The sequence below is a fragment of the Streptomyces sp. NPDC025806 genome, from assembly GCF_055558275.1.
The window spans coordinates 55,381-79,678 of the sequence record NZ_JBVHMU010000005.1 but is presented as its reverse complement, the minus strand read 5'-3'; the positions used below and the strand labels follow the sequence as shown (position 1 = coordinate 79,678).

16 protein-coding genes and 1 pseudogene are annotated in these 24,298 nt (G+C 72.0%); 8 read left to right on the top strand and 9 right to left on the bottom strand.

Annotated features, from left to right (window positions below; translation table 11 throughout):
* Nucleotide 1: 1 nt before the first annotated feature.
* Nucleotides 2-859, bottom strand: a complete 858-nt coding sequence (locus ACZ4E1_RS13065; protein ID WP_467538707.1) for a branched-chain amino acid ABC transporter permease — start codon at nt 857-859, stop codon at nt 2-4.
* Entirely contained in the window at nt 856-2,061 is a 1,206-nt protein-coding gene (locus ACZ4E1_RS13060) for an ABC transporter substrate-binding protein (RefSeq protein ID WP_467538705.1), read from the bottom strand. Before ACZ4E1_RS13060 ends, ACZ4E1_RS13065 begins: the two co-directional genes overlap by 4 nt.
* A gap of 236 nt (nt 2,062-2,297) precedes the next feature.
* On the opposite strand from ACZ4E1_RS13060, the gene ACZ4E1_RS13055 reads away from it, so the two are divergent.
* Nucleotides 2,298-3,071: an SDR family NAD(P)-dependent oxidoreductase gene (locus tag ACZ4E1_RS13055; RefSeq protein WP_467538703.1), complete on the top strand. Its 774-nt coding sequence runs from the start codon at nt 2,298-2,300 to the stop codon at nt 3,069-3,071.
* Here ACZ4E1_RS13055 and ACZ4E1_RS13050 read toward each other — a convergent pair.
* Nucleotides 3,059-4,654 (bottom strand): hypothetical protein, encoded by a 1,596-nt coding sequence (locus tag ACZ4E1_RS13050; protein WP_467538701.1) that lies wholly within the window; start codon nt 4,652-4,654, stop codon nt 3,059-3,061. The genes ACZ4E1_RS13055 and ACZ4E1_RS13050 overlap by 13 nt on opposite strands.
* A gap of 23 nt (nt 4,655-4,677) precedes the next feature.
* Nucleotides 4,678-5,289 carry a TetR/AcrR family transcriptional regulator gene (locus ACZ4E1_RS13045; protein WP_467538698.1) on the bottom strand — a complete coding sequence of 204 codons (612 nt, stop codon included), beginning with the start codon at nt 5,287-5,289 and terminating at the stop codon, nt 4,678-4,680.
* Nucleotides 5,290-5,394: 105 nt separating this feature from the next.
* Between ACZ4E1_RS13045 and ACZ4E1_RS13040 the strand changes: the two genes are divergently transcribed.
* Nucleotides 5,395-6,048: a CatB-related O-acetyltransferase gene (locus ACZ4E1_RS13040; protein WP_467538696.1), complete on the top strand. Its 654-nt coding sequence runs from the start codon at nt 5,395-5,397 to the stop codon at nt 6,046-6,048.
* 41 nt (nt 6,049-6,089) lie between these two features.
* A pseudogene (locus tag ACZ4E1_RS13035) lies at nt 6,090-6,542 on the top strand (glycosyl transferase); the annotation flags it as partial.
* Between the two features lie 60 nt (nt 6,543-6,602).
* Here ACZ4E1_RS13035 and ACZ4E1_RS13030 read toward each other — a convergent pair.
* Nucleotides 6,603-7,178 carry a dihydrofolate reductase family protein gene (locus ACZ4E1_RS13030; RefSeq protein WP_467538694.1) on the bottom strand — a complete coding sequence of 192 codons (576 nt, stop codon included), beginning with the start codon at nt 7,176-7,178 and terminating at the stop codon, nt 6,603-6,605.
* A 288-nt stretch (nt 7,179-7,466) separates the two neighbouring features.
* On the opposite strand from ACZ4E1_RS13030, the gene ACZ4E1_RS13025 reads away from it, so the two are divergent.
* Nucleotides 7,467-10,841 carry a pyruvate carboxylase gene (locus tag ACZ4E1_RS13025; protein WP_467538692.1) on the top strand — a complete coding sequence of 1,125 codons (3,375 nt, stop codon included), beginning with the start codon at nt 7,467-7,469 and terminating at the stop codon, nt 10,839-10,841.
* Nucleotides 10,842-10,906: 65 nt separating this feature from the next.
* Here the strand turns inward: ACZ4E1_RS13025 and ACZ4E1_RS13020 are convergent, their stop codons facing one another.
* Nucleotides 10,907-12,745, bottom strand: a complete 1,839-nt coding sequence (locus tag ACZ4E1_RS13020; protein ID WP_467538690.1) for a SpoIIE family protein phosphatase — start codon at nt 12,743-12,745, stop codon at nt 10,907-10,909.
* A gap of 184 nt (nt 12,746-12,929) precedes the next feature.
* On the opposite strand from ACZ4E1_RS13020, the gene ACZ4E1_RS13015 reads away from it, so the two are divergent.
* A complete protein-coding gene (locus ACZ4E1_RS13015) occupies nt 12,930-15,260 on the top strand; it encodes a GH92 family glycosyl hydrolase (RefSeq protein ID WP_467538688.1) in 2,331 nt (776 codons plus the stop codon).
* 65 nt (nt 15,261-15,325) lie between these two features.
* Here ACZ4E1_RS13015 and ACZ4E1_RS13010 read toward each other — a convergent pair whose 3' ends face one another.
* The 3 genes from ACZ4E1_RS13010 to ACZ4E1_RS13000 all read right to left on the bottom strand — a co-directional run bounded on the left by ACZ4E1_RS13010 (nt 15,326) and on the right by ACZ4E1_RS13000 (nt 18,435).
* Nucleotides 15,326-16,597, bottom strand: coding sequence for an MFS transporter (locus ACZ4E1_RS13010; protein WP_467538687.1), 1,272 nt, complete (start codon nt 16,595-16,597; stop codon nt 15,326-15,328).
* Complete coding sequence (locus ACZ4E1_RS13005; protein ID WP_467538685.1) at nt 16,594-17,820, bottom strand: PLP-dependent cysteine synthase family protein; 1,227 nt, start codon at nt 17,818-17,820, stop codon at nt 16,594-16,596. The genes ACZ4E1_RS13010 and ACZ4E1_RS13005 overlap by 4 nt, the downstream gene beginning before the upstream one ends.
* 165 nt (nt 17,821-17,985) lie before the next feature.
* On the bottom strand, nt 17,986-18,435 hold the full coding sequence (locus tag ACZ4E1_RS13000; protein WP_467538683.1) for a hypothetical protein: 450 nt from the start codon (nt 18,433-18,435) through the stop codon (nt 17,986-17,988).
* A 465-nt stretch (nt 18,436-18,900) separates the two neighbouring features.
* Between ACZ4E1_RS13000 and ACZ4E1_RS12995 the strand changes: the two genes are divergently transcribed.
* The 3 genes from ACZ4E1_RS12995 to ACZ4E1_RS12985 all read left to right on the top strand — a co-directional run bounded on the left by ACZ4E1_RS12995 (nt 18,901) and on the right by ACZ4E1_RS12985 (nt 24,262).
* Complete coding sequence (locus tag ACZ4E1_RS12995) at nt 18,901-20,901, top strand: ABC transporter ATP-binding protein (protein ID WP_467538681.1); 2,001 nt, start codon at nt 18,901-18,903, stop codon at nt 20,899-20,901.
* A gap of 20 nt (nt 20,902-20,921) precedes the next feature.
* The gene (locus tag ACZ4E1_RS12990; RefSeq protein WP_467538679.1) at nt 20,922-22,124 is read left to right on the top strand and encodes a bifunctional class I SAM-dependent methyltransferase/NUDIX hydrolase; all 1,203 of its coding nucleotides are present in this window, start codon (nt 20,922-20,924) and stop codon (nt 22,122-22,124) included.
* Nucleotides 22,125-22,309: 185 nt separating this feature from the next.
* Entirely contained in the window at nt 22,310-24,262 is a 1,953-nt protein-coding gene (locus ACZ4E1_RS12985) for an APC family permease (RefSeq protein WP_467538676.1), read from the top strand.
* Nucleotides 24,263-24,298 lie beyond the last annotated feature (36 nt).

Sequence of the window (24,298 nt, the reverse complement as noted above, 5' to 3'; positions counted from 1 at the left end):
GTCACACCGTCCTTTCCTGGACCCGTACGAAGAGGCCCGCCGGTCGCACCAGAAGGATGGTGACGAGGATGACGAAGACAGTGATGTTGGCGTAGGCGCCGCCCAGGTAGCGGGCGGCCAGGGCCTCGGCGAGGCCGACGACCAGGCCGCCGACGAGGGTGCCCGGCATGGAGCCGAACCCGCCGATGGCCAGGACGACGAAGCCCTTGAGGGCGAGGGACGCGCCCAGCGTGGCGACCGCGAAGGTCTTCGGGCCGACGAACATGCCGAGCACGCCGGCGACGGCGCCGGAGAACGCGAAGGCGCCGAAGGCGAGCCGGCGGACGTCGACGCCGCGCAGCATCGCCGCCTCGCGGTCCTCCGACATGCCGAGCAGCGCGAGGCCCACCAGGAAGCGGCGGCTGAGCCGGGTGAGCGCCCACACGAGGAGGACGGCCACGACGACGAGTGCGAGCTCCACCGGGTAGGTCTGGCCGCCGAGCAGCCGCATGACCTCGTTTCCGCCGAAGAACGGGACGTTCAACGGCTGCGTGCCCCACACCAGTTGGGTGACTCCGTTGAGGAGGATGGAGACGCCGAGGGTGGTGACGAGGATGTTGTGCGGGTCCTTGACCGGGCGCACCGCGAGCCGTTCCTCGACCGCCGCCAGGGCGAGGACCGAGGCGACGGCGAGCAGCAGGACGACCGGGACGGACAGCTTCCAGGTGACCAGGCCGGTGTAGGTGACGAAGGCGCCGACCATGATGAGCTGGGCCTGGGCGAAGTTGAACGTCTTCGAGGAGATGAAGACGATGTTGTAGCAGACGGCGACCAGCGCGTAGACCGCTCCGAGGGCCAGCCCGCCCCAGATCAGCGTCACTGGAACTGCCCGTCCTTGATCTCGGACGGGGCGATGAAGAGGAACACCCCCGCGTCGGCGTTCGGCCGGTGCGCCGTGGTGCTGAAGTGGTAGTCGTTCAGGATCGCCGTCTTCGCCTTGTCCTGGACGGACTGCTCTTCCAACGCCTTGGCGAGTGCCTTCGGGTCGTCGAGCGAGCCGGCCTTCTCGGCCGCCGCGGCGATGAGGGGCAGCGCGTCGTAGTTGTAGCCGAGGATCAGCGTGGAGCGGATCCTGCCGAGCGACTTCATGGCCGCGACCGCCTCGTTCATGGCCTTGTCCCCGGCGTCGTACTTGGTGCTCGTGTACACCTGCATCACCAGGTTCTTCACCTGGTCGGTGCCGAGGACCCCGGCCGGCGGCGGTGTGGAGATCAGGCCGGTCGCGGAGACCGAGGTGTTGGCCACGACCGGGACGTCCCAGCCGAGCTTCTTCATGCTCTTCAGCAGGTAGCCGACCGGGGCGCCGTAGCCGTCCATGATCAGGGCGTCGGGGCGGGCGGCGCGGACCGCCTGGAGCTGCGGGGTCATGTCGAGCGCGGCGACGTCGTACTCCTCGCTCTTGACGACCTTGATCCCGGCGTCGCCGAAGGCCTTCGTCATCTCGGCGTCGAAGGTCTCCCCGTAGGAACTGCTGCCGTGGATGATGCCGACCTTCTCGTACCCCTTGTCCTTGAGGTGCGGGATGAAGCCCTTCGCGTAGTCGGAAGGGCCGGGCGACAGGTCGAAGTTGAGCGGGAACGTCCTGGGGTCCGAGGAGTCGGCGGTGGGGCCGACGTTCATGGACAGGATGTTGTTCTGCTTCAGGATCGGCAGGACGGCGGCGGTGACGGTGGACGGGCCGGAGTCGAGGAACAGGTCCGGCTTCTTGTCGGAGTTGATCGCCTCACGGAGCTTGGTGACGGCGGTCGTCGGGTCGCCCGCGTCGTCGACGACGGTGACCTCGACCTTGCGGCCGAGTATCCCGCCCGCCGCGTTGACCACCTTGGCGCCGGCCTTGGCCGAGAGCACCGAGGTCGCCGAGTTGTCCGCGAGGACGCCCTGGGCGCTCAGGCCGCCGGTGACCAGGACGCGATAGGGCCCGTCGGCGCTCTTGCCTTCCGTGGCGGAACCGGCCCCGCATCCGGTGAGGGTGAAGGCGACACCCGTGGCCGACGCGATCACCGCAACGATTCGTCTGTTCATTTTCAACCCTTATGGAGAGCCGATGGAGAGTCGAGAAGAGCCGAGGAAACCGCGCTACCGAACCAAGCGCTTGTTAGTGCCGCGAAACGTAGCACGGTGAATCGCGCACCGGTCAAGCATTTGTTTGGTGTTGATTCCGGCCCCTTGACCGGCCTCTCGCGCCGCACCTACCGTGATCGGCGACCAAGCGTCTGCTTGTTCGCCGGGCGGTGCTCCGTACACGAGAGGCGGGCGCGATGCGCGACTTCGGGAACAGGGCGGGCGTGGCCGTCGTGTCCGGCGGCTCCGGAGGGATCGGGGCGGCCGTCTGCCGCGCTCTGGCCGCCGCCGGTTCGGCCGTGGCCCTGACGTACCGGCACAACAAGGAGCAGGCGGAGGCGGTGGCCGCCGAGCTGGCCTCCGCGTACGGGGTCGCCGTCGCGACGCACCGGCTGGACCTGTCGGACGCCACAGCCACCGGCGACTGCCTGGCGTCGGTGGTCTCCCGGTTCGGCGCGGTCCACACCGTGGTCCACTGCGCGGGCCCGCACGTGCCGATGGTGCATCTCTCGCGCGTCTCACCCGAGCAGTGGCGCGAGCAGCTCGACACCGACGCGTCCGCCTTCTTCAACCTGCTGCACGCCGCGCTGCCCGCCCTCCGCGCGAGCCGGGGCGCGGTGGTCGCGGTCACGACGGCGGCGACGCGCCGCTATCCGGTCCGTGACGGGCTGTCAGCGGGCCCGAAGGCGGCGGTGGAGGCGCTGGCCCGCGCGTTCGCCGCCGAGGAGGGCCGGTTCGGGGTGCGGGTGAACTGCGTGGGGCCCGGGATGCTGACCGACGGGATGGCCGCGCGGCTGATGGACTCCGGCGATCTCGACCAGCGCGCGCTCGACGCGGCCATGGCCAACATCCCGCTGCGCACCTTCGGCACCGCCGAGGACATCGCCGAGGCCGTGTGCTTCCTGGCCTCCGACCGCGCGCGCTTCATCACGGGCCAGAAGCTCGACGTCGACGGCGGCTACGGGGTCTGAGCGGGCCCCGGCTCCATCCGGGCTCGGATCAGCCGCCCCTCGGCCGTACCGATCACCAACTCGCCGTCCGGGCCCGCGCTCAGACAGGTCGGCGTGTAGACGTGCTCGCCGAGCGCGAGCGGCGCCCGCCGCAGCACGGCGCCGTCCGTCGCCCGCAGGGTGAGCAGTTCGCAGGCCGGACCGGCCGTCACGGCGTGGACGAGGTCGTCGTGCGCGTCGACTCCGGCGATCCTCGTGTCGAAGCGGTGCGACCAGATCACGGCGCCGTCCGGGTAGGAGCGGCGTACGAGGTGCGAGGCGTCGCGACCCGTGCAGCCGTGGACGAGCCCGGCGCCGCGCGCGTCGTCGACGAACACGGCGGGGCCGCCGTGGTGGACGCCGGCGGTGTCGTCCCAGGAGAGCGGGAACAGCCGCTCGATCCCGTCGGGGCCGGCGCGCACGACCCACTTCTCCAGGAGTGGGGGCTGCACGTCGGCCGGGCCGTCGCCGTACAGGAACAGCAGATGCGGGGAGCGGCGGACCGGGAGGTCGAACGAGGTGTGGCACTCCCCCAGTTCGAGGGTGCCCAACTGCCGTCCCGTGGGGGTCAGGACGACGCTCGGGCCGGGCGGCCAGTGCGCCCAGGGGAAGAGGTCGCGCGAGTCCCTGGCCACCCAGGCGCCGTCCGTGCGCGCGGCGACGACGACCGGGAAGTCGAGGGCGAGTTCGGCGAGCGGGGCGCCGTCGGCCAGGTCGAACCGGCACAGCCGGGTGCGGCGGTTGTCGCTCGTGCCGACCAGGATCGTGACCCAGACGCTCTCCTCGTCCGGGGTGACGTGGAGCAGGTCGCCGCTGCGTTCGAAGGTGTCCTCGGGTTCCGGCAGCGACCACAGCAGGGCGCCGTCCCGCGACCAGCACTCCACCAGCGTGCCGGTGGGCCGCGCGACGAGCACCCGGCCGTCGCTCAGCGTCTCCACCGCGGCCGGACCGCTGCGTTTGCTCCAGGAGGTGCCGTGCTCCGCGGCGACGGCGGCCAGGTACCGCTGCGGGGCGTCCACAGCCGGGCCCTTCGCCACGGTCCAGTCGACCTTCGTCGGTGTCTGCGGCCAGGCGATCCGCGCGGCGAGCACGTCCGCGGTGATCCGGCTCCAGTCGTCGTGCTCGGCGACGGCGCGCATGTACGCGACGTTCCCCAGGTCCTCGAAGTCGACGATCGGCGCACTGAACGTCACCTCCAGGTACCGCGCGTTCCGCCAGCGCAGTGCGACGACCTCGGCTCCGGCGACCTCCACGTCGACGCGGCGGCGGGTCTCCGGCTCGTACAGGTGGAGTGCGCCCTGCGCCTCGAACTCGTCGCCCTCGCCCGTGCCCACGGCGAGCAGGGGCAGCGCCGGGTGGAAGGCGAGCGTCTCGACGGACCGTCCGACCACCATCTGGTCCCACAGGGCGAGATCGCTCGTCCGGTACACGGCGATGCGCCCACGGTCGTCGCGGCCGTTCGCGTGGCAACTCACGGCGATCCAGCGACCGTCCGCGCTCACGTCGGTCGTGAAGGGGTGGCCGATCTCGGGGAAGGGTTCGTCGGGTATCAGGCGCATGCGCATCGCGGGAGCCTATCCGGCCGCGGCTACGGGACGGTGAAGGCTCCCGCGCCGGCCGCCAGCACCGCCGCCCGCGCGTCCCGTTCGGGCTGGTGCGGGTCGGGGTCGGCGCGCAGCAGCAGGAGTCGGTGGTAGAGCGGCGCCGTCGCCGCCATCAGCAGGGCCTGCGCGTCGGTGTGCGGGGAGGGGAGTTCGCCGCGCTCGACGGCTCGCTCGACGAGGACCGCGCACTGCGCGTACCGGTCCGCCCACAGCCGCGTCTGGGCCCGCGCCGCCTGTTCGGAGTGGAACGAGGCGGACATCAGGGCGACGGCGAGCGAGGGCCGCACCGTCAGGGACTCCTGGATCTCCCGGTTCAGTGCCGTCAGATCACCGAGCAGCGAACCCGTGTCCGGGGGCTGCCAGTCGATCTCGCCGGCGGCGTCGATGACGTCGACGAGCAGTCCGCCGACGTCGCGCCAGCGCCGGTAGACGGTGGCGCGGTGGACTCCGGCGCGCGTCGCGACGCCCTCCATCGTGAGCGACTCGTGCCCGCCCTCGGCGAGTTCGGCGCGCACCGCGTCGAGGACCTGGGCGCGGACGCGGGCGGTGCGGCCGCCCGGGCGGCGGTCGGGCGCGGGGGCCATGGGTTCTGACATCGGGAATCCAGTATCCGGTTGATCCACGTCGGTGGGCTGTGACAGCATCTTAACGCAACAGTTGTCGCACTAACGCTCCGCCTGCCGAGAGGGACCGCCTTCACGATGCCGCCCGTTCCCGCCGATCCCACCGTGCTCCACCCGATGCCCGAACACCCGCGCGTCGTCCTGCTCAAGCCACTGGTGAAGTCGCCGCTCATCGAGGTCGGCGACTTCTCGTACTACGACGACCCGGACGACCCGACCGCGTTCGAGACGCGCAACGTCCTGTACCACTACGGGCCCGAGCGGCTGCTGATCGGCAAGTACTGCGCGCTCGGCACCGGTACCCGATTCATCATGAACGGCGCCAACCACCGGATGGACGGCCCGTCGACCTTCCCCTTCCCCACCATGGGCGGCTCCTGGGCGGAGCACTTCGACCTGATCACCGGTCTGCCGGGCCGCGGGGACACGGTGGTCGGCAACGACGTGTGGTTCGGCCACGGCGCCATGGTCATGCCCGGGGTGCGGATCGGACACGGAGCGATCATCGCCTCCGGCGCCGTCGTCACCGGCGACGTGCCGGACTACGGGATCGTGGGCGGCAACCCGTCCCGGATCATCCGCACCCGCTACGACGCCGCGGACGTCGCCCGGCTGCTCGCGGTCGCCTGGTGGGACTGGCCCGTCGAGCACATCACCGCGCACGTACGGACGATCATGTCGGGGTCGATCACGGAACTGGAGGCGGCCGCCGCCCTGCTCCCCCGGACCTGAACCCCGTCCGCCCCTCCTGCCCCGGAATCGAGTGATCGCTCATGTCCCGCAGCCGCGCCCACATCGCGATGGTCGGCGTCCCTCTCGTCAGCCATGTCCTGCCCGGCCTCGCGGTGATCCGTGAACTGGTGGCCCGCGGGCACCGGGTCACGTACGCCAACGACCCGGTGATGGCCGAGCGGATCGAGGCCACCGGTGCCGAACTCGTCCCGTGCTCCTCCACGCTGCCGTTCGCGGACAACAAGTGGCCCGACGATCCCATCGCGGCGGCGTCCCTCTTCCTCGACGACGCGACCCAGGCGCTCCCACACCTGCACGCCGCGTACGACGACGACCCGGCCGACCTGTACCTCTACGACATCGGCGCGTACGCCGCACGCGTCCTGGCCGAGACGCAGGACCGCCCGCTCGTACAGCTGTCCCCGACCTTCGTCGCCTGGGACGGCTACGAGGAGGAAGTCGCCGTCCACCTGCGACAGTTGCCCGGCGCCGACCCCGCCCACTGAGCCGCCCGCGCCCTCGATCATGCGCGGCTGACGCGGCGCCGTGCGCGTTCAGCCGTGCAGGGTCGGGCGGTAGACGAACTCCTGGGTGCGGCCGTCGAGGGTACGGGTCTCGATCAGCTCCAGGTCGAAGTCCTCCGCGCCGGCGAAGACCGGGTCCAGACCGGTGCGGCCCGTGATGACGGGGAAGACCGTGATCTGGACGCGGTCGACGAGGCCGGCGGCCATCAGGGCCCGGTTCATCGACAGGCTGCCGTGCGAGCGCAGCGGGACGTCGGACTCCTTCTTCAGGCGGGCCACGACGTCGACCGCGTCGCCGCTCACGACCGTGGCGTCCGGCCAGTCGAGCGGCTCCTGGAGCGTGGTCGACACGACGGTGAGCGGCAGGTTCCGCATCCGGGTGACCCACGGGTCGCGGACGCCCGGCTCGGTGTTCTCGGCCAGCATCTCGGCGAACGCCCGGTAGGTGTTCGCGCCGAGCACCATCCGCTGGTCCCGGTCGTACTGACGGAGCCGGTGTTCGAGCAGTTCGGGGCCCTGTTTGCCCCAGTAGCCGGTCCAGTCGCCGCTCGCGGCGCCGAAGCCGTCGAGGCTGCTGAAGATGTCGAAGGTGTACGTGGCGGTCATGACGTGCTCCCGTGCGGATGGCTGCCTGCGTGTGTGTGGGGGGAGGAGGATCAACGGCCTGTCGGTGGGTAGGACCGTGGGGGCCGGCGGAACTCATCGGCCGGCGGGCGGCGCGCGGGCGGCACGGAGGCAAAGGGGTCCACTCTGCGCCATTGGCGGCCCCTTCGGCTCGATGATCCATGTCACGGTCGCCGAACCTTCAGTACGCGCCCGCGCTGCCCTTAGCGTTGCCGAAACGAGCCGGGCACGATCCACGGTGCTCGTCACCGGCCAGGTGAAGGGGTCAGGATGTTCCGCAAGGTGTTGGTGGCCAACCGCGGGGAGATCGCGATTCGCGCGTTCCGCGCCGGCTACGAACTGGGGGCGCGCACCGTCGCCGTGTTCCCGCACGAGGACCGCAATTCGCTGCACCGGCTGAAGGCCGACGAGGCGTACGAGATCGGCGAGGCCGGGCATCCGGTGCGGGCCTATCTGTCGGTGGAGGAGATCATCCGCGCGGCCCGGCTCGCGGGGGCCGACGCCGTGTACCCGGGCTACGGATTCCTCTCCGAGAACCCCGAACTGGCGCACGCCTGCGAGGAGGCGGGCATCACGTTCGTCGGCCCGTCCGTGCAGACGCTGGAGCTGACGGGCAACAAGGCGCGGGCCGTGGCCGCCGCGCGCGAGGCCGGAGTGCCGGTGCTCGGCTCCTCGGCGCCGTCCACCGACGTGGACGAACTGGTGGCGGCCGCCGAGGGCATCGGCTTCCCCGTGTTCGTGAAGGCCGTCGCCGGCGGTGGCGGGCGCGGCATGCGGCGGGTGGACGACCCCGCGCTGCTGCGCGAGTCGATCGAGGCCGCGGCCCGTGAGGCCGAGTCGGCCTTCGGTGACGCGACGGTCTTCCTGGAGAAGGCGGTCGTCGACCCCCGCCACATCGAGGTGCAGATCCTCGCCGACGGCGAGGGCAACGTCATCCATCTGTTCGAGCGCGACTGCTCGGTGCAGCGCCGCCACCAGAAGGTCATCGAGCTGGCGCCCGCGCCGAACCTCGACCCCGAGATCCGTGAGCGGATCTGCGCCGACGCGGTGAAGTTCGCCCGCCGGATCGGCTACCGCAACGCGGGCACCGTGGAGTTCCTCCTCGACCGCGAGGGCAAGCACGTCTTCATCGAGATGAACCCGCGCATCCAGGTCGAGCACACGGTGACCGAGGAGGTCACGGACGTCGACCTGGTGCAGGCGCAGCTGCGCATCGCGTCCGGCGCGACCCTCGCCGACCTCGGCCTGTCGCAGGAGTCCGTCGTGCTGCACGGCGCCGCGCTGCAGTGCCGCATCACGACCGAGGACCCGGCGAACGGGTTCCGTCCCGACACCGGCATGATCAGCGCCTACCGCTCCCCCGGCGGTTCGGGCATCCGGCTCGACGGCGGCACGACGCACGCGGGCACCGAGGTCAGCGCCCACTTCGACTCGATGCTGGTGAAGCTGACCTGCCGGGGCCGCGACTTCCGTACGGCCGTGGACCGGGCGCGGCGGGCCGTCGCCGAGTTCCGCATCCGGGGCGTGTCCACCAACATCCCGTTCCTTCAGGCGGTGCTCGACGACGCGGACTTCCAGGGCGGGCGGGTCACCACCTCGTTCATCGAGGAGCGGCCCCATCTGCTGACGGCCCGTCACTCGGCGGACCGGGGCACGAAGCTGCTCACGTACCTCGCGGACGTGACGGTGAACAAGCCGCACGGGCCGCGCCCCGAGCTGATCTCGCCCGCCTCCAAGCTGGCGCCCCTGCCCACGGGAGAGCCGCCGGCCGGTTCGCGGCAGCGGCTCGCGGAGCTGGGGCCGGAGGGCTTCGCCCGGAGCCTGCGGGACGCGCCGACGCTCGGCGTCACGGACACCACGTTCCGCGACGCGCACCAGTCGCTGCTCGCCACCCGGGTGCGCACCAAGGACCTGCTGGCCGTGGCCCCGACGGTGGCGCACACCCTGCCGCAGCTGCTCTCGCTGGAGTGCTGGGGCGGCGCCACCTACGACGTCGCGCTGCGCTTCCTCGCCGAGGACCCGTGGGAGCGGCTCGCCGCGCTGCGCGAGGCCGTGCCGAACATCTGTCTGCAGATGCTGCTGCGGGGCCGTAACACCGTGGGGTACACGCCGTACCCGACCGAGGTGACCGACGCCTTCGTGCAGGAGGCCGCCGCCACCGGCATCGACATCTTCCGCATCTTCGACGCGCTCAACGACGTCGACCAGATGCGGCCGGCGATCGAGGCCGTGCGGGAGACCGGCACCGCCGTCGCCGAGGTCGCGCTCTGCTACACGTCCGACCTGTCCGACCCGGCGGAGAAGCTGTACACGCTGGACTACTACCTGCGGCTCGCCGAGAAGATCGTCGACGCGGGCGCCCACGTCCTGGCGGTCAAGGACATGGCCGGTCTGCTGCGCGCCCCCGCCGCGGCCACGCTGGTCTCGGCGCTGCGCCGCGAGTTCGACCTCCCGGTGCACCTGCACACGCACGACACGGCGGGCGGCCAGCTCGCCACGTACCTCGCGGCGATCCAGGCCGGGGCGGACGCGGTGGACGGCGCGGTGGCCTCCATGGCCGGGACCACCTCGCAGCCGTCGCTGTCGGCGATCGTCGCGGCGACCGACCACTCGGCGCGCCCCACGGGCCTCGATCTCCAGGCCGTCGGCGACCTGGAGCCGTACTGGGAGAGCGTCCGCAAGATCTACGCCCCGTTCGAGGCGGGTCTGGACGCGCCGACCGGCCGGGTCTACCACCACGAGATCCCCGGCGGACAGCTGTCCAACCTGCGTACGCAGGCCGTCGCGCTCGGCCTCGGCGACCGCTTCGAGGACGTCGAGTCGACGTACGCGGCGGCCGACCGGATGCTGGGCCGGCTGGTGAAGGTGACACCGTCGTCGAAGGTGGTGGGCGACCTCGCACTGCATCTGGTGGGCGCGGGCGTGGAGCCCGCCGAGTTCGAGGCGACGCCGAACCGGTACGACATCCCGGACTCGGTGATCGGCTTCCTGCACGGCGAGCTGGGCACGCCGCCCGGCGGCTGGCCCGAGCCGTTCCGCAGCAAGGCCCTGGAGGGCCGGGCCGGACCCAAGCCGGTCCAGGACCTGAGCGCCGAGGACCGCGACGGCCTCGCCAAGGACCGCCGCGCGACCCTCAACCGCCTGCTGTTCCCGGGTCCGACGAAGGCCTTCGAGACGCATCGCGAGGCGTACGGCGACACGAGTGTGCTCGACAGCAAGGACTTCTTCTACGGGCTGCGCCCGGGGAAGGAGTACAGCGTCGACTTCGGTCCCGGTGTGCGGCTGCTGATCGAGCTGGAGGCCGTCGGCGAGGCCGACGAGCGGGGCCTGCGCACGGTGCTGTCCACGCTCAACGGGCAGCTGCGGCCGATCCAGGTGCGGGACAACGCGGCGGCGGCCGACCTGCCGGTGACCGAGAAGGCCGACAAGGGCGATCCGGGGCATGTCGCGGCGCCGTTCGCCGGTGTGGTCACGCTGGCGGTCGCCGAGGGCGACCAGGTCGAGGCCGGTGCGACGGTGGCGACGATCGAGGCGATGAAGATGGAGGCCTCGATCACCGCACCGCGCGGCGGGCGGGTCTCGCGTCTCGCGATCTCGCGGATCCAGCAGGTGGAGGGCGGCGACCTGCTCGTCGAGATCCGGTGATCTGAGGAGCCGGTGCGCGGTGCGCGGCCGGGGCGGCCTGGTCCGTCCCGGCCGCCGCCGTGTGCTCACGGTTCCTCCGGACCGTCCTCGTCGAGCTCGAACCAGACCGTCTTGCCCTCGGGTTCGGGCCGGATGTTCCACCGGTGGGCCAGCAGGTCGAGCAGGACGAGTCCGCGGCCGGAGGAGGAGAGCTCGCCGGGGGCGCGCCGGTGCGGGACCTCGTCGCTGCGGTCGGAGACCTCGACGCGCAGCCGTCGCCGGCCGTGCGCGCCGTGGATGTCGGCGCGCAGGGCGGCGGCCTGCTCGGTGTGGACGAGGACGTTGCCGAGGAGCTCGGAGACGAGCAGCAGGACGGTGTCGACCTGTTCGGGGCGGGCCCAGTCGTGGAGCAGGCCCTGGAACTCGATGCGGGCGTCGGCGAGGCCCTGGGCCTGGTCCTGTTCGAGGGTGAAGCGCAGGTTCCGGCCGGTGCCGTCGACGGGGACGGCGGACGGATCGCGGCGCAGGAGCAGCAGCGCGATGTCGTCCTCGGTGAACGCGGCGGCGGGCTGTTCGCCCTTGCGCGCCGGTGTCGGTGCGACGACGGCGTTCATGAGCCGGTCGGCGAGTCCGCCGAGGTCGCCGGCGCTCCCGGGTTCGAGCGCGGCGCGCACGCGCAGCCATCCGGTGTACATGTCGTGGCCGCCGGACTCGATCAGTCCGTCGGTGCACAGCATCATGATCTCGTTCTCGCGCAGGGTGACGACGCTGACCGGGTAGTCGTCCTCGTCGAGGTCGAGGCCGAGGGGCAGGCCGCCCCGCACGTGCTTGAGCACGCAGGTGCCGTCGGGGAGGCGCAGGACGGGGTGCGGGTGGCCGGCGCGGGCGATGCGGAGGGTGCCGGTGGCGGGGTCGGCCTCCACGTAGATGCAGGTGGCGAAGCGGTCCTCGCCCAGGGAGGCGAGGAAGTGCGAGGCGCGCACGAGGACGGCGTCGGGGCCGTGGCCCTCGGCGGCGTAGGCGTGGATGGCGGTGCGCAGCCGGGACATGAGTCCCGCGGCCTGGAGGTCGTGGCCCTGGACGTCGCCGATGACGAGCCCGAGGCGGCCACCGGGCAGGGCGATGCTGTCGAACCAGTCGCCGCCGACCATGAGTCCGCCGCCGGTGGGGACGTAGCGGGCGGCGACGCTGAGGCCGTCGACGCCGGAGCCGACCCCGCCCAGGCTGTTGCGCAGGGTCTGCGACAGGGCGCGGTCGGCCTGGCCGTCGTAGGTCTGCTCGATGCTCTGGCCGAGGAGCCGGGCGACGGTCATGAGGAAGACGCCCAGACCGTCGGTGATCGTGACGGGGGCGTCGAAGGCGGCCATCCACACGCCGGTGAGCTGGCCGTACGTGGTCAGGGGCAGGAAGGCCCAGGACTGGTGCCCGGTGTGGGTGGAGAGGGAGTGCCCCTCGGGGAACCGGTCGCGGAACTCCTGCGGCGAGCCGAGGAAGACGGGCCGTCCGGTACGGGCGACCTGGGCGGCGGGGTGCACGGTGCCCAGCGGCATGCGGTACGCGTCCCGGCCGTCGTCGCGCAGCCCCAACTGGCCGACGCAGTGCAGCGTTTCCCGATCCGCGCGGAACACGGCCTGGCTGCACAGGGGCAGTGAGGGGTCGGTCAGTCCGGAGATCAGGGTGAGGGCCTCGCCCAGTGAGGCGACGCGGGCCAGGGCGTGACCGGTGACGAGGAGGTCGGCGCCGCGGTGGCGCAGGTCGTCCGGCGGCCTGCCCGCTCCCGCGGTGGCCGGGCCCGCCAGTCGGTTGAGGGCGTCGACCTGGCGCATCTCGGCGTCGTGCTCCTCGGTGTTGCCGTGTTCGCGCCCGCCTCCCACGTGCGGCACTCCCGTCTGCTCGGCGCCCTGTGATCCCTCCGCTTTCTCCATGTTCCGACGATCGGCCGTGGCTCGCCTGCTCACCGGCGCCGGGAGCGGCCATCCGTGATGAGTCGGTGTCGCGGCATTGACGGATGCATGCCCAGGAGAGAAAGATCGACGGGCACGCCCTTTGACAACGTTGTCGTACGAGAGGATCGCGATGCGAGCGTTGAGACGCGCGTTCACCGCAGCCTTGATCGCCACCACTCTGGCCGCCGCCTCCGTCACCGCCACGGGCGCCGCGAGCGCCCGTGAACAGGGGCCGAAGTTCGCCGAGGACCCCACCACGCTGGTCGACACCTCGATCGGCAACAACGGCGACGGGACCACTTTCCCGGGCGCGGCCACGCCCTTCGGCATGGTGCAGCTGAGCCCCGACACCCAGCTGAACAAGTACGCCTCCTACGACTACGCGCAGGACAGCATCCTCGGCTTCAGCCACACGCATCTGTCGGGCGTCGGCTGTCAGACGATGGGCAACATCCGGTTCATGCCGACGACCGGGGACGTCACGTCCTCGGACCCGGCGCAGTACCGGGCGAAGTTCAGCCATGACAACGAGACCCGGTCGCCCGGCTACTACGGCGTCACGTTCGACAACGGCATCGAGGCCGAGCTGTCGGCGACGCAGCGCACGGGCCAGCACCGGTACACGTTCCCGAGCGGGTCCGGCGCGGAGAACGTGCTGATCGAGGCCGGCGAGAGCAACGGCGCCACGTTCGCCGGTGACCTCAAGGTGGTCGGCGACGACACCGTGGAGGGCTGGGTCCAGGGCGGCAACTTCTGCTGGGAGACCGTCAAGGAGCGCTACCGGGTCTACTTCAGCGCCAAGTTCGACCGCACGTTCTCGAAGTTCGGCACCTGGACGGACGGGACGCTCACGCCGGGCAAGCGGGAGGCGCAGCGCGGCACCAAGCGGGCGGGCGCCTGGCTCTCCTTCGACCGGGACAAGGGCGACCGGGTGGGCGCCTCGGTGGGCCTGTCCTACACGTCGGTCGACGGGGCGCGCCTGAACCGGCGGGCCGAGCAGCCGGAATCCTTCGACAGGGTCCGCTCGGCCGCGCACGACACGTGGCAGGGCGAGCTGAACCGGATGCGGGTGGCCGGCGGCAGCAGGGCCGACCAGCGCACGTACTACAGCGCGCTCTATCACTCGCTGCTGCATCCGTCCGTCGGCTCCGACGTCGACGGCCGCTACCGGGGTTTCGACGACCAGGTGCACCGCTCGGACACGCCGTACTACCAGATGTTCTCCCTGTGGGACACGTACCGCTCGCAGAACCAGCTGGTGGCGCTGCTGAACCCGGACAAGGCCGCGGACATGGCCAAGTCGCTGCTGCGGGTCTACGAGGACGGCGGCTGGCTGCCGCGCTGGGGGCTCGGCAACGGCGAGACCAACGTGATGAGCGGTGACCCCGTCACCCCGTGGATCGTCGACCTGTACAACCGCGGTCTGCTCGACGACCGCACCGCGCGCGGCCTGTTCGACGCGCTGTGGAAGAACGTCAACGAGGTCCCCGCGGACCAGTCCCGCTTCCGCGGTCGCGACGGCAATCCGACGTACGTGAAGAACGGCTTCATCGGCTACCAGGATCTGCCGGGCTACCAGTTCGGCGACACCCGGCAGGCGGGCTCGGCGACGCTGGAGTACGCACTCGGCGACTGCGCCCTGTCCACGATGGCGCGCGGGCTCGGTCACGAGGACAAGGCGGACCTGCTGGCGGGACGCTGCGACAACTTCACCAAGCTGTGGGACTCCGGTATCTCCTCCAAGGGCTTCTCCGGGTTCCCGGTGGCGAAGAAGGCGGACGGCTCGCCGGCCGGCGACACCGACCCGACCCAGTCGGGGGCCTTCCACGAGGGCACGGCCTGGCAGTACCAGTGGCTGGCCCAGCAGGACCCGCAGACCCTGTACGGGCTGATGGGCGGGGCGGGGGCGGCCGAGCAGCGGCTCGACACGTTCTTCGACATGCCGACCGTGCTCACCGACCCGGCGAAGGCGGCCTCGGAGTCCTGGGTGAACGGGGCGTACGACTACCACAACAACTTCGCCTTCAACCCGAACAACGAGCCGGACTTCCACGCGCCGTGGATGTACACGTGGACGGACGCGCCGTGGAAGACGTCGGCGGTGCTGCGCGCGATGCGCACGCTGTTCACGGACGACGCGTACGGGATGCCCGGCAACGACGACCTCGGGGCGACCTCGTCGCTGCTGGTCTTCGCGATGGCCGGGATCTTCGAGGCGCAGCCCGGGTCGGCGAACTACATCGTCACGGCCCCGATGTTCGACAAGGTCGAGATCCGGCCCGCGCACGGCAAGCCGATCGCCATCGAGGCGCCGGGGGCCGACGCGTCGAAGATGCAGTACGTGTCCTCGGTGCGCGCGGGTGCGGGTCCGCTGCAGCGGAGCTGGCTGTCGCACCGGGAGCTGCTCGACGCTGGCTCGATCAAGGTCACGCTCTCCGACCGGCCGACGAACTGGGGTGTCGACGCGGCGCCGCCGGCGGTGGCGCAGGACTGAGCGGTCGCGTGAAGTGAAGGGGTGCGGGGCGGGGTGCCTGCGGGGCGCTTCGCCCCGCACCCTTTTCACGCGGTCGCCAAGCGGGGCTCGGGCCGCGCGGTGAGGCGGCCGGTGCGGGCGAGCGCGGCGACGGAGGCGGCGCAGCCCAGCCCGGTGAGGGTGAGCCCGCACCAGGTCAGCCACAGGGCGTCGTACCGCTCGGCGAAGTCCCACAGGGCGCCCGTCGCGAGATTGCCGAGGGTGATGCCGAGACCCGAGACGGTGTTGTAGAGCCCGTAGTGCGTGGCGACCAGGTGGTTGCCGGACAGGGTGACGACGGTGTCCATCTCGAAGGGGTAGGCGACGGCGCCGCCCAGCGCGAGCAGGGTCACGGTCGTCACGAGCGCGCCGAGTACGGGCCAGGCCGCGTCGGACGGGACCAGGGCGAGCGGCAGGAACGCGAGCCCCATGACGGTCAGCCCGCGCACGAGCGCCTGCGGCGGGCTCCATCGCGTCTTCGCCCAGCCGGTGAGGCGCAGTTGGCCCGCGACGGCGACGGCTGCCGACACCACGAACAGGAGGCTGGTCGCCCAGGTGCCGCGCTCCCCCAGGGCGCTCCGCGCCGCGAGCGGGAGCGCCAGGTAGACCTGGAAGGTCAGCACGTACGAGCCGATCATGGCGAGGGCGAAGAGCAGGAACGGCCGGTTGGCGACGACGGTGCGCCACTGGGCGAGGACGCTCTCGTCGGCGGCGTCCTCCTTTTCGGGTCGGTCGGATGCCGTGCCGCGCCGGGCGGGCAGGGCGCGGGCCTGGAGCACGGTGAGCGCGGCGAAGACGGCCGCCGCGGTGGTGCACACGAGCCGGAAGTCGGCGGCCAGCAGGGCGAGTCCGACGAGCGGGCCGAGGAGCATGCCGGCCTGGTAGTACACGTTGAAGGTGGCGAAGGCGTCGACGCGCCGGTCCCCCGCCTCGGCGGCCAGGTAGGCGCGCACGGCGGGGTTGAACAGGGCGCCCGCGAATCCGGTGGCGGCGGAGGCGGCGATCAGCGTGGGCAGGTTGTCCACCCAGCCGAGCAGGGCGAACCCGACGGTGCGCAGCAGGCAGCCGGCCATGATCGGGGCCTTGTAGCCAAGGCGGTCGGCGAGGGTGCCGCCAATGAGGAACATGCCCTGCTGCGAGAAGTTCCGTACGCCCAGGACGAGTCCGACGGCCCAGGCGGCGAGGCCGAGCGATCCGGAGAGATGGGCGGCGAGGTAGGGCATGAGCATGTAGAAGGCGAGGTTGATGGCGAACTGATTGACCATCAGCAGCCGCACGGGGGCCGGGAAGGAGCGGGTCTGCCGCCACAGGCCGGTCATCGCGCGGTCCCGGTCGTCGTTCCCGCCGCGCGGGTCGGTCCTGCCGCGTCGGGGCCGAGGGGGTCGGTGACGTGGGTGCAGCGGGTCCAGCGGGTGACGACGCGGTCGGTGGGGTGCGCGATCTCGTCGGGGTCGTCGGCCGGCGGCCGGTCGAGCAGCCCGTGCCGGTGTCCGTAGGCGTCGTCGAAGACGGTGCCGATGTAGCGCTGCGGGCCGTCGGGGAACACGGTGACGATCCGTTCCTCCGCGGGGCGGGTGCGGGCCAGCCATCGGGACACGAGAGCGACCGCTCCGACGCTCCAGCCGCCGGTGGCGTAGTGCCGGCGGGCCAGGTTCCGTGCCGCCCAGACGGATTCGGGCGCGGCCACCCAGTGGACCTCGTCGAACAGACCGTAGGCGACGTTGCGCGGATAGATGCTGCTGCCGAGGCCGCGCATCAGGCGGGCGGCGGCGGGCTGGCCGAAGATCGTCGACCCGGTGGTGTCGACGCCGACGACCCGCAGGCGCGGGAAGTAGCCGCGCAGGACGGAGGCGACGCCCGCCGAGTGCCCGCCCGTGCCGACGGAGACCACCAGGGTGTCGATGCGGCCGAGTTGGGCGACGAGTTCGTGGGCGAGTGGGGCGTAGGCGGCCACGTTGTCGGGGTTGTGGTACTGGTCGGGGCACCAGGCCGCGGGGTCCTCGGCGAGAAGCCGTGCGACCCGCAGGCGCCTGGCCTCCTGCCAGCCGCCTTCGGGGTGCGGCCGGTCCACGAGGTCGACCTCCGCGCCGTAGGCGGTGAGCAGGCCGGTCATGAGCGGCTCCATGCCGGGGTCGGTGACGACGGTGACGGGGTGCCCGTACGTGGCACCGGCGAGGGCGAGCCCGAGGCCGAGGGTGCCGGAGGTGGACTCGATGATGCGCGCCCCGGGCAGGAGGCGGCCTCGCTCGCGAGCGGCGCGCACCATGTGGAGGGCGGTGCGGTCCTTGATGCCGCCGGGGTTGTGCCCTTCGAGCTTGGCCCAGAAGCCGCGGCCCTCGGCGGTGAAGGGGGCGCCGATCCACAGGACGGGCGTGTCGCCGACGAGGCCGCCCGGGGTGTGCTGGGGGCGTTTGGTGTCGGCGAGTAGGCGGGCGGGGGCGTCCAGGTGTGCCGTGGCATGAGGGGTGGCGTGGGACGTGGTGTTGTGGGTCGCGGCATGGCTCTTGGCATGGCTCGTGCCGTGAGTGAGGGCGTGTGTCATGGCGTGCTTCTCCTGCGGCGCCGTCGGCAGGGAGGAGACCTGGAGGTTCCGAGGCCCTGCCGGGCCGCGTGTCGGGCGGATTCTGATGGTCCGGGACGTCGTCCGGTCGGCGTGGGCGCCCGGCACGTGAGTGCCGCGCGGGCCGGCGGGACGGCGCGAGGCCGGTCAGGTCCGCCAGACACCCAGGTGGGCGCGCCGCTGTTCCGCGGGGACGGCGAGGAGCGGGCCGCTGCCCCCGAACGGTCTGCGCGCGGTGGGCAAGGGCGCCCGGTCGAGGTCCGCGCCGGGCGGAGTGACCGGCGTGATGTCAGCGGCCGGCTGAAGGCCGCGCGGGGCCTGCACGCTCGGCTCGTCGGTCCCCGAACACTGCGCGTCGCCCTCGTGACCGTCGTGACCGAAGTGGCCTTGGTGGCCCAGGTGCGCCTGCGGTCCGGCGGGCGGACCGCACGGGGCGGGCGCGACGGCCGTGAGCGTGTCGGCGCGTCCGGCGGCGGAGGCGACAGGACCGTGGGCGCAGCACAGGAGATGGACGAGGGCTGCCAGCAGCACGGCGAGGACCGCGCCGGTGCGGTGACCGGGGCGGCTCCTGTCGTGACGTGCGGGCGAGATCCTCATGACGACAGAGAGTAATCGGGTGAGCGCATAAAGTGCGCGTGAAGACCGGTCGCGGCGAGGCGCCTCCCGGCGCGGCCGGGACCGCTCGGATCTCAGCGGCGCCAAGGAACCCCCGCCCCGGAACGATCGCTTCCGCCCGGCCCGGGCTGGGCCGAACCGATCGCCCATGATCGCCGGATCGGGTGAACCGTGCCTGGTGCGGGAACTCGGCCTGCCTCAACGGCCCACGGCCTCCGCGCCACGACACCGCACCCGTGCCGAGGCCGGCGCAAGGAGCCGGGCCGCGCCCCGAGAACTCCGCGTCCCGCGCGCCCCCGGAATCCACCCCTCACCACCCCCCACGCACCGCATCGGACCCCTCCGCCCCAGGCCTCCCAGAGCCGCCCCACGCCCACGGATCCCCGTTTTAAATAGCGCCCTCACGGTTCCTTCACCGCGGGTGCCGATGCTCTGGGAGGGCGACAGTTGAAGAGGTTCTTCGGGAAGGTGCGGCCGGCCGAGCCGCGTGTGTCGGAGGCCGAACGGGAGCTGTTCGGCGGCCCGTTGCGCTACGACATGGGCTGGTCCCGGCACGAGAACGCGACCCTCGACCTGACGATGCGCTCGGCGTTACGTCAGATGCCCGCGCTCGTCGGGGCCGCCCTGCGCATGGCGTGGAACGCGGACCGGCGGGCCCTGTTCGTCGTCGCGCTGAGCGAGATCGGGCAGGGCGTGGCCGCCGCCGTCGGGCTGCTCGCGGTCAACGCCGTCATGCACGCCCTGCTCGGCGACGGCACGGCCACCGAACGGCTGCACGCCCTGCTCCCGGGTCTGCTCGCCGCCGCGGCGGTCGCCGTCGTCAACTCCGCGCTGGCCGGCTGGTCCACCGCTCAGGCCGGACGGCTGGAGCCGCTGGTCGAACGGATCGCGACGACGCAGTACCTGGCGGCGGCGACGGCGGTCGAGCTGGAGGCGATCGACGACCCGGAGTTCCGCCGTCTGATCGACATCGCGCAGTACGGGGCGGCTTCCGCGCGCCGCATGATCAGCTGCTGCGTCTCGGCGCTGAACAGCACGATCTCGCTGATCGCCACGGCCGGTGTGCTCACGGTGCTGCATCCCGTGCTGCTGCCGATGCTGCTGGTGATCGCGGCGCCGCGCGGCTGGGGCGCGATGCGGGTCGCGCAGGAGCGGTACGTGTCGATGATGAGCTGGATCGAGCATGTCCGGGCCAGCCGGCTGATCGGGAATCTCCTCACGGAGCGGACGGCGGCGCAGGAGGTCCGGATCCATGCCGTGGGTCCGTTCCTGCTCGACCGCTACCGGGGCATGGCCCGCAGCGCGGAGGCGGAGCAGGAGCGTCTCGCGACGAGCAAGGCGGTCACCGAATGGGTGGCGTCCGCGCTGTCGGGGCTCGCCATGGCCGCCACGTACGGGGCGATGATCTGGCTGATCATGAGCGGGCGCATGGGCCTGGCGGTGGCCGGTACGGCGGTGATCGCCGTCCGTTCGGGTTCGGCCAGTCTCGGCGCGCTCGTCATGAACGTGAACCAGCTCCACGAGGAGTCCCTCTACGTACGCGACCACTCCCGTTTTCTGGTGGAGGCGGCGCAGCGTGCGATCCCGACGGGTGGGGCGCCGCTGCCCGAGCGGGTCACGGAGATCGCACTCGACGAGGTCACCTACCGCTATCCGGACCGCGACGCCCCGGCGCTGGACAAGGTGTCGCTCACGCTGCCCATGGGGTCGGTCACAGCGGTCGTCGGGGAGAACGGCTCCGGCAAGAGCACGCTGATGAAGATCCTCTCCGGGCTGCTGCTGCCGCAGGAGGGGACCGTGCGCTGGGGGGCCGCGCAGGTCCGGGACCTGGACCGCGCCGAGGTCTACGGCCGGGTCTCGCTGCTGACGCAGGACTTCCAGCGCTGGCCGGTGACGGCGGCGATGAACGTACGGATCGGCCGCCCGGAGCACCCGGCGGAGCCCGACGACCTGCGCCCGTCCCTCGACTACGCGGGCGCGGGCCCGATCGTCGCGAAGCTCCCCGACGGCCTGCAGAGCCTGCTGGCCCGGATGTTCCGCGGCGCGATCGAGCTCTCGGGCGGCGAGTGGCAGAAGATGGGCCTCGCCCGTACGCACTGGCGCAGCGCGACGTCCGGCGCCGACAGCATCCTCATCGTCGACGAGCCGACCTCGGCCCTCGACCCGGAGGCCGAGATCGCGGCGTTCGACCGCATCCGCCGCCTCGCCGCCCCGCACCGGGCCGTCGTCCTCGTCACCCATCGCATGTCCGGTGTCCGCCACGCCGACCGCATCTTCGTCCTCGACCAGGGCCGCCTCACTGAAGAGGGCACCCACGCGGAACTCCTCGCCGCCCGGGGCCGCTATGCCGCGATGTTCACGGCCCAGGCCGACCAGTACGCCCCCGTCCCACCCACCGTCCCGCACCCCGCGGCACCGACCGCCCCGGCGGTCACCGACCCCGCATGACCGCGCCCTCAGGAGGCTCCGTGTCCCCGCACACCCCGTCCCCGCACACCTCGAACGCCGAGGCCTGGACCGCGTACGGCCGCCACCAGATCGGCCGGAAGTACATGCCCCCGCTGCCGGACCGGATGCGCTGGGGCTTCTGGGACGGGGTGGGGCCCGGCGACGAGGTCCTCGGACCGCTCGCCGGGCGCCGCCTCGTCGACATCGGCTCCGGGGCCGGCCACTACGCCGTGCACCTGGCGCGGACCCACGGCGCCCGGATCGACGCCGTCGAACTGTCGCCGACCCAGCACGAGCGGGCCGTCACGCACTTCGGTGAGGTGCCCGGAGTCTCCTTCGTCCACGGCGACGTCGTCGAGCATCTGCGCCGCACCGAGCAGCCGTACGACGGGGCGTACGCGGTCTGCACGCTGGCCGGGATCGATCCGCACCGCGTCCTGCCCACACTGCGCGACGCGCTCGCGCCGGGCGCCCCGTTCGTCTTCTCCGTCCTGCACACCAATGTCCACGGTGTGGGCCCGTCGGCGACCGTGGCCCCGCGCGAGGAGATGCTCGGGGTCGTCGGCATGACGCCGTTGCCGCTGAACACCTGGGTGCTGACCGGTGAGGCGTGGGAGAGCCTGCTGTCCGCGTACGGATTCGGCCTGGAGGAGACCGGTCTCCTGAGCTCGCCCGATCCGGACAATCCCGTGGTCTGCACGCTGATCCGGGCCCGCCGCCTGTCCTCCGGGGAGGGGCGGATCTCCAGCCGCCCGCGCGGCCGCCACGCGCCCGTGCCGCACGCGGCGGTCGGCGTGGGCACGATCGTGCTCGGCGAGGCGGGGCTGCTGCTCGGCCGACACCGGCGCGGCACGCTCGAACTGCCCGGCGGCACCGTCGAGCCGGGCGAGTCCTTCGCCGGGGCGGCGGTGCGTGAGCTCCGCGAGGAGACCGGTCTGGTGGCCGACGCGGCGGACGTCGAACTGCTCGGCACCCTCGTCGACCGGGTCGAGGACGTCGTACGGGTCACCGTCGGCGCCGTCGTGACGGCCTGGCGGGGCGCGCCGCGGACGCGGCCCGGTGAGAGCGTCGGGAACTGGTCCTGGTGGCCGCTCGACGCGCTGCCGCACGGCCTGTTCGAGTGCTCGGCGCAGATCCTCACCGCGTGGCACCCCGACCTGCCCCTGGACCATCCGCCGGCGCATTTCACCGCCTTCGCAGGAGGGGGCCGGCACGGCCGGTGACGGGGTGCCTACCAGGAGAGAGGGTACGAGTGTGAGGCACACGACGTCCCTCTGGGGGATCTTGACGCTTCCCTGACGCCTGGAGCGGGGACGGACCGGTCGGGGCTGCTTACGCTGACTCGACCGTCAGTGCGGGTGTCCGCGCGGTGGTCCGTCCCCCTTTTCCCGCAGCCCCAGGAGCATCCATGTCCACGACCGACACCGCGCGCGGCGGGCGACTGCGCGCGTGGATGCTGGAGGGCCTGTCGGACATGGGCAAGGGCCGGCCGTCCGTGCCCAAGCCCGACGCCGGCACCGAGCACCGGGGCCAGCCCTGGTACCGCGTCATGTGCCTGACCGGCGTCGACTACTTCTCGACCCTCGGCTACCAGCCCGGCATCGCCGCGCTCGCCGCCGGACTCCTCTCCCCCGTCGCCACGATCGTCCTCGTGATCGTGACGCTGGCGGGCGCGCTGCCCGTCTACCGACGCGTCGCCGAGGAGAGCCCGCACGGCGAGGGCTCGATCGCGATGCTGTCGCGACTGCTGTCGTTCTGGAAGGGCAAGCTGTTCGTCCTGACGCTGCTCGGCTTCGCCGCGACGGACTTCCTCATCACCATCACGCTGTCGGCGGCCGACGCCTCCACCCACTTGGTGGAGAACCCGCATCTGGAATCAGCCCTGCAGGACAAGCAGGTGCTGATCACGATGATCCTCATCGCGCTCCTCGGCGCGGTGTTCCTCAAGGGCTTCCTCGAAGCGATCGGTGTCGCCGCCGCCCTCGTCGGGATCTACCTCGCGCTCAACGTCGTCGTGGTCGTCACCGGCCTGTGGCACGTCGTCACCGAGGAACACGTCGTCACCGACTGGACCGCCGCCCTCACCCAGGAGCACGGCAACATCTTCGTGATGATCGGCGTCGCCCTGGTCGTCTTCCCCAAACTCGCCCTCGGCCTGTCCGGCTTCGAGACCGGCGTCGCCGTCATGCCCCACGTGAAGGGCGCGGACACGGACACCGAGGCGAACCCCGCCGGCCGCATCCGTGACACCAAGAAGCTCCTCACCACGGCCGCGCTCATCATGAGCGTCTTCCTGATCTGCACGAGCTTCATCACGACGGTCCTGATCCCGCAGGACGAGTTCGAGGCCGGCGGCAAGGCCAACGGCCGCGCCCTCGCCTACCTCGCCCACGAGTACCTGGGCAACTCCTTCGGCACCGTCTACGACATCTCGACGATCCTCATCCTGTGGTTCGCCGGCGCCTCCGCGATGGCGGGCCTGCTCAACCTGATGCCCCGCTACCTGCCCAAGTACGGCATGGCCCCCCACTGGGCGCGCGCGGTGCGCCCCATGGTCATCGTCTTCATCCTCGTCGCGTTCCTCGTCACCTGGCTCTTCGACGCCAACGTCGACGCCCAGGGCGGCGCCTACGCCACCGGCGTCCTCGTCCTCATCTGCTCCGCCGCCATCGCCGTCACCATCGCCGCGAACAAGGCGGGCCAGCGCGGCTGGACCATCGGCTTCGGCGTCATCGCCCTGGTCTTCCTCTACACCACCGTCGTCAACATCATCGAGCGCCCGGACGGCGTGAAGATCGGCGCCTGCTTCATCGCCGGCATCATCCTCATCTCCCTGCTCTCCCGCCTCGGCCGCGCCTTCGAGCTGCGCGTCACCCATGTCGAGCTCGACGCAACGGCCGAGCGTTTCATCCGCGACATCTGCAAGCGCACGCCGCGCTTCATCGCGAACGAGCCGGACAACCGCGACGCCGACGAGTACCGGGCGAAGAAGGACCAGATCCGCGCCGACAACGACATCCCCGGCGCCGAGGACTTCGTCTTCGTCGAGGTCACCATCACCGACCCGTCCGAGTTCGAGGCCGGCCTCACCGTCCGCGGCGAGGTCCTCCACAACCGCTTCCGGGTCCTGACCGTCGAGGCCTCCTCCGTCCCCAACGGCCTCGCCGCGCTCCTCCTGCACGCCCGCGACCTCACCGGCGTCCGCCCCCACATCTACTTCGAGTGGACCGAGGGCAACCCCTTCGCCAACTTCCTGCGCTTCTTCCTCTTCGGCCAGGGCGAGATCGCCCCCGTCACCCGTGAGGTGCTGCGCGAGGCGGAGCCGGACCGCGAGCTGCGCCCGCGCGTCCACGTGGGCTGAGCGGGCGGGGAGTTGTCACCGGCCGGTCGGACGGCC